This window comes from Hymenobacter agri (assembly GCF_054778495.1).
The window spans coordinates 1-4660 of the sequence record NZ_BAAGZM010000330.1 but is presented as its reverse complement, the minus strand read 5'-3'; the positions used below and the strand labels follow the sequence as shown (position 1 = coordinate 4660).

Annotated in this window: 3 protein-coding genes; 2 read left to right on the top strand and 1 reads right to left on the bottom strand. The window is 63.1% G+C overall.

Annotated elements, in window-relative coordinates; translation table 11 throughout:
- A partial coding sequence (locus tag ACYVDE_RS14970; RefSeq protein ID WP_460502345.1) for an ATP-binding protein occupies nt 1-1419 on the top strand: 1419 nt, incomplete at its 5' end.
- Between the two features lie 139 nt (nt 1420-1558).
- Nucleotides 1559-2653, top strand: a complete 1095-nt coding sequence (locus tag ACYVDE_RS14965) for a WD40 repeat domain-containing protein (protein WP_460502344.1) — start codon at nt 1559-1561, stop codon at nt 2651-2653.
- A 109-nt stretch (nt 2654-2762) separates the two neighbouring features.
- Here the strand turns inward: ACYVDE_RS14965 and ACYVDE_RS14960 are convergent, their stop codons facing one another.
- Nucleotides 2763-4202, bottom strand: a complete 1440-nt coding sequence (locus ACYVDE_RS14960) for a DUF5723 family protein (protein ID WP_460502343.1) — start codon at nt 4200-4202, stop codon at nt 2763-2765.
- Between the last annotated feature and the right edge of the window lie 458 nt (nt 4203-4660).

Below are 4660 nucleotides of genomic sequence, written 5' to 3'. Positions count from 1 at the left end.
CGGGGCTTCGCGGCCGCGCTGGCCGCCTACCCCAATATGCAGCTGGTGGCCCAGGTGAACAGCAACTGGGAGCGGCCCTCGGTGCTGGCGCGGCTGCCCGCCGTGCTGCGCGCCCACCCCGAGGTGAACCTGATTTTCGCCCATAACGACCGGCTGGCGCTGGGTGCCTACCAGGTGTGCAAGGCCCTGGGCCGGCAGCGGCAAATCAAAATCATTGGCGTAGACGGGCTGCCGGGCAGCCGGGGCGGCATTCAGCTGGTGCAGGACGGGGTGATAAACGCCACGCTGCTCTACTCGCCGGGCGGGGAGGAGGCTATTCGCACGGCCATGAAGATTTTGCAGCGCCGGCCGTTTCAGAAGCAGAACATCCTCGGCACGATGGTCATTGACTCGACCAACGCGCTGACGATGAAGATGCAAACCGAGCAGCTGGCCAGTCAGCAGCAGGACATTCAGCGGCAGCAGCAGCTTTTGCAGCAGCAGCGCGACACCTACGCCAGCCAGCAAACTGTGCTCTACGGCCTGGCCGCCGCGCTGCTGCTGGTGGCCGGGCTGGGCTTGCTGGCCTGGCGGGCGCTGCGGGCCAACCGCCGCATCACCCGCGTGCTGGCCGGGCAGAACGATGAGATTCGCTCGCAGCGCAATCAGATTCAGGAATTTGCCGAGAAGGCCCGGGTGGAAACCGAAGCCAAGCTGCGCTTCTTCACCAACTTCTCGCACGAGCTGCGCACGCCGCTCACCCTCATTCTGGGGCCGGTGGAGGAGATGCTCACCAGCCCGGCCGACTTCACGCCCGACCAGCGGCACGACCTAGGCTTGGTGCGCCGCAACGCCCAGCGCCTGCTGCGGCTGGTGAATCAGCTCATGGATTTCCGTAAAATTGACGTGGGCAAGATGCCGGTGCGAGCCACCGAGGGCAACCTCGTGGCCTTCGTGCGTGAAATCCTGGACGCCTTCGAGAAGCCGGCCCGGCAGAAAGGCGTGGCCCTGCGCTTCCTGCCCGCCGAGCCGGTGGTGAGTCTGCCCTTCGACGTGAACATCCTAGATAAGGTGTTTTTCAACCTGCTGGCCAACGCGCTAAAGTTCACGCCCGAGCGCGGGCAGATAACCGTCAGCATCGAGCCCCTGCCGGCCGAGAGCAGCGTGCGAGTACTTGTGGAAGACACCGGCCGCGGCATCAGCGAGAAAGACCGGGCGCACATCTTCGAGTGGTTTTACCAGGGGCAGACGCCGGGGGCGCAGGGCTCGGGCATGGGGCTGGCGCTGGCGCTGGGCAACCCGGTGGGGTTGCAGTTTCTGTACTTTCTGCCGCCGCTGGGGCTGCTGGGCGTGCTGGGGCTGCTGCTGGCCAGGCCGGTATTGGTATTTCCAGATGGCCGTCATGCTGAGCTTGTCGAAGCATCTCTACCGCGTAACTAATCAACACTGATTGCAACGAAGCGGTATGGATGTTTCAACAAGCTCAGTATGACGTTCTGTATTTGCGCCAGCTTCCGCCACGCACCACCCGGCACGATTTTTTCGTTAACCCCACGCAATCATCCGCTTCTTTTACCCCATGAAACGCCTTTTTCTTGCGCTGCTGCCGCTGCTGCTAAGTTTCGCTGCCCGTGCCCAGCGCCCCACCGATATCTGGTATTTCGGCCAGCAGGCCGGGCTGAGCTTCGCCGACGGCGCGCCCAAGCCGCTGAATGACGGCAAGATGAGTACCTACGAAGGCTGTGCCGTGGCCACCACCAGCAAGGGCGAGCTACTGTTTTACACCAACGGCGAAACCGTGTGGAACCGGGAGCACCGCCCCATGCCCAACGGCACCAAGCTCATGGGCAGCGGCAGCAGCACGCAGTCGGCCCTCATCGTGCCCGACCCCGGCTCGGGCAATATCTTCTACATCTTCACCGTGGCGCCACAGGGCACGCCCAACGGCCTGCGTTACTCCATCGTCGACATGACCCGCGCCGACGGCCTCGGCGACCTACCCCGCGTGAACATGCTGCTCATTCAGCCGGTGGCTGAGAAGCTGGCCGCCGTGCGCCACGCCAACGGCAAAGACGTCTGGATTGTGGCCCACCGCTGGAACTCCAACGCCTTCGTGAGCTACCTGCTCACGGCCGACGGCGTGTCGGCCAAGCCGCTGATGAGCAACGTGGGCAGCATGAACGCCGGCCCCGGCCGCAACGCCATCGGCGCACTCAAGTTCTCGCCCGATGGCAAGCACCTGGCCGCCGCGCTCTGGAAGGAAACCAACAAGTTCGAGGTGTACGATTTTGACCGCGCCACCGGCAAGGTGAGCAACCCGCGCAACTTCGGCCCCTACGCCGAAGCCTACGGCGTGGAGTTTTCGCCCGATGGCAAGCTGCTCTACGGCACCTGCAACGGCGTGGGCGGCGGCGAAACCCAAATCTGGCAGTTCAACCTCGCCAAAAAAGACGGCGCCCCAGTGCAGGTGGGCAAGTCGGCCAACCGCAAAATCGGCGCCTTGCAGCTCGGCCCCGACGGCCGCATCTACGTGGCCCGCGAAGACAACCCCAACCTCGGCATCATCGAGCAGCCCAACACCTCGGGCAAGGACTGCAAATACGTGGACGAGGGCCTGAAGCTCGGCGGCCGCCGCAGCAAGCTGGGCTTGCCAGCGTTTGTAGTGGTGCCGTAGAAAATTGGTAAAATGGCAAATGAGTAAATGAGTAAATGAGTAAAATGTCCCGCTTTGGCCCTGCTTAGCGGAATATTTTGCTCATTTACTCATTTGCCATTTTACCGCTTTACTCACTGCCGCCAATCTTAAACCGCAGCACGCCCAAGGCTACCGATGAGTAGGGCGAGCTTTCGCTGAACAGGCCCACCACGTCGCGGGTGCTGATGCCGGCCTCCCACACCGACGTAACCAGCGTGATACCCACCGGCAGGCTCTTGCCGTAGCCCGCGCCACCGCTGAAACCGCTGCTCAGCTTCAGCCAGCTCAGCGGGCGGGCATCGAAGCCCACGCCCACGAAGGGCGCGGTGAGGTTGCCGGCCACTTTGTTCAGGGGCATGGTTACGTCGAGGCCGGCCTCGAACAGTTTGCTGATGCGCACGCCGCCACCCAAACGCAGCTTGGTAGGCAGGGCTGAGGTGCGCTCCCTAGCTGTTTCGTAGGTGAACAGGTTGCGGTTATCGGCATCGAACTGCCGGGCAATCTCATTGAGCACGTCGTAGCTCTGCACGCCGGTCGACGACACTTGCTGCAGCTTCTGGTCGGAGGCTTCGAGCACGTTGCCGGTCCAGGTCATCGAGCCCAGGTCGGTTACGGAAGCACCCACCCGCACAATTTTGCCTACTTCGGCCGCCAGGCCCACATCGAAGCCGTTGCCGTGGCCCACGGGTTTGAGCCCCGAGCCGGCTTCGTAGTTGAAATTGGCCGTATTGCTGGCCAGCGCCCCGTAGTTCACATCGAAAATCGGCGAGAGCGAAGTATAGGCAGTGAGTGCCCCGCCGCTAGACCGGACATCGGCAATGCCAATGCCCTGAATGTAGCGGTAGCCCGCCCCCAGCGACAAGTGAAAGCCGGTATTCTCCACAATTTCAACGCCGTAGGCCACATTGAACTCGTTGGTGACGGCGGCCTGAATGCTGGTGCCATCGAGCACCGTCGAAATCAGGGGCGCGTTGGGGTTGGTGGGCGTGGGGTTGCCGCTGGTGTTGGGCGTGGGGTAGTATTGCCGGATGATGTCGGCATTCTGCCCGTTCACGATAATATCGGCGGTATTGCGGTTCAGGGCCAAGTGGCCGGCCACGCGCTGCCGGCTGCTGAAGGCAATGCCGCCGAGGCCGCTGGGCAGCGTCACGGCCAGGCCCAACAGGTTGGTGTCGATGTTCAGGTTCAGCACGTTGTCGCCGGTGAGCTGGTTTACCAGCATGGTGCGGTCGGCCGGGCTCAGCGACTGGCTGCTGTTGAAGAGCAGGTTTTTAAACGTGGTTTTGGTGAGCGACTGCGAGCCGACGCCCGCACCTACCTCGCCCACCGTGAAGGCCACGCGGAAATTGGGATTGCGCCCCAGGTTGGCGGGGTTGATGCCAATGGCCTGGTAATCGGAGGCGAAGGTGTTGATAACGCCGCCCCGGCCGGTGGCCGAGAAGTTGCTCAGCTCGTTCTGGGCGCGGGCGGCGAAGGGCAGCGCCAGCCCGGCGGCCAGCAGCGAAAAAATAATTGCAGAAGCTTTCATGGCGCAAGGCGACGCGGAAAAGGCCCGCGCCAGCCTACAAAAGAAGCCGGTGCGGCCGAAGCCGCCAACTGGTATCGGCCAAAGCGGAGAGAAAATCGGCCGGGGCAGCATGGCCACCCATCGTAGAGCCGCAACATCTTGCGGCTCGTCGTCCGCGCCGTGCGGGTTTCGTTCGGGCGGCATCGTTCAACGACGAGACGCAAAATATTGCGTCTCTACCGCGGGCAGTGCGCCATCCGAAGGGCGGTAGAGACGCATATTTGCGTCTCGTCGTTGAACGTAATCGTCAGCCGGTGCTACCTCAGGTTGTTCAACCACTAGATGCAAATATGCGTCTCTACCCCAAAGCCCATTCCCTTGCCTCCCTCCCGTCTTTCCGCCGCCGAGTACGCCGCCGGCATCCGGGCCGGCTCCCGCACCGTGCTGGGCCGCGCCATCACGCTGGTCGAGAGCACCCT

Bases quoted from the DNA above. Each gene is read 5' to 3' on its own strand.
- ACYVDE_RS14960 (WP_460502343.1), bottom strand. From the start codon at position 4,202: ATGAAAGCTTCTGCAATTATTTTTTCGCTGCTGGCCGCCGGGCTGGCG.
- ACYVDE_RS14965 (WP_460502344.1), top strand. From the start codon at position 1,559: ATGAAACGCCTTTTTCTTGCGCTGCTGCCGCTGCTGCTAAGTTTCGCT.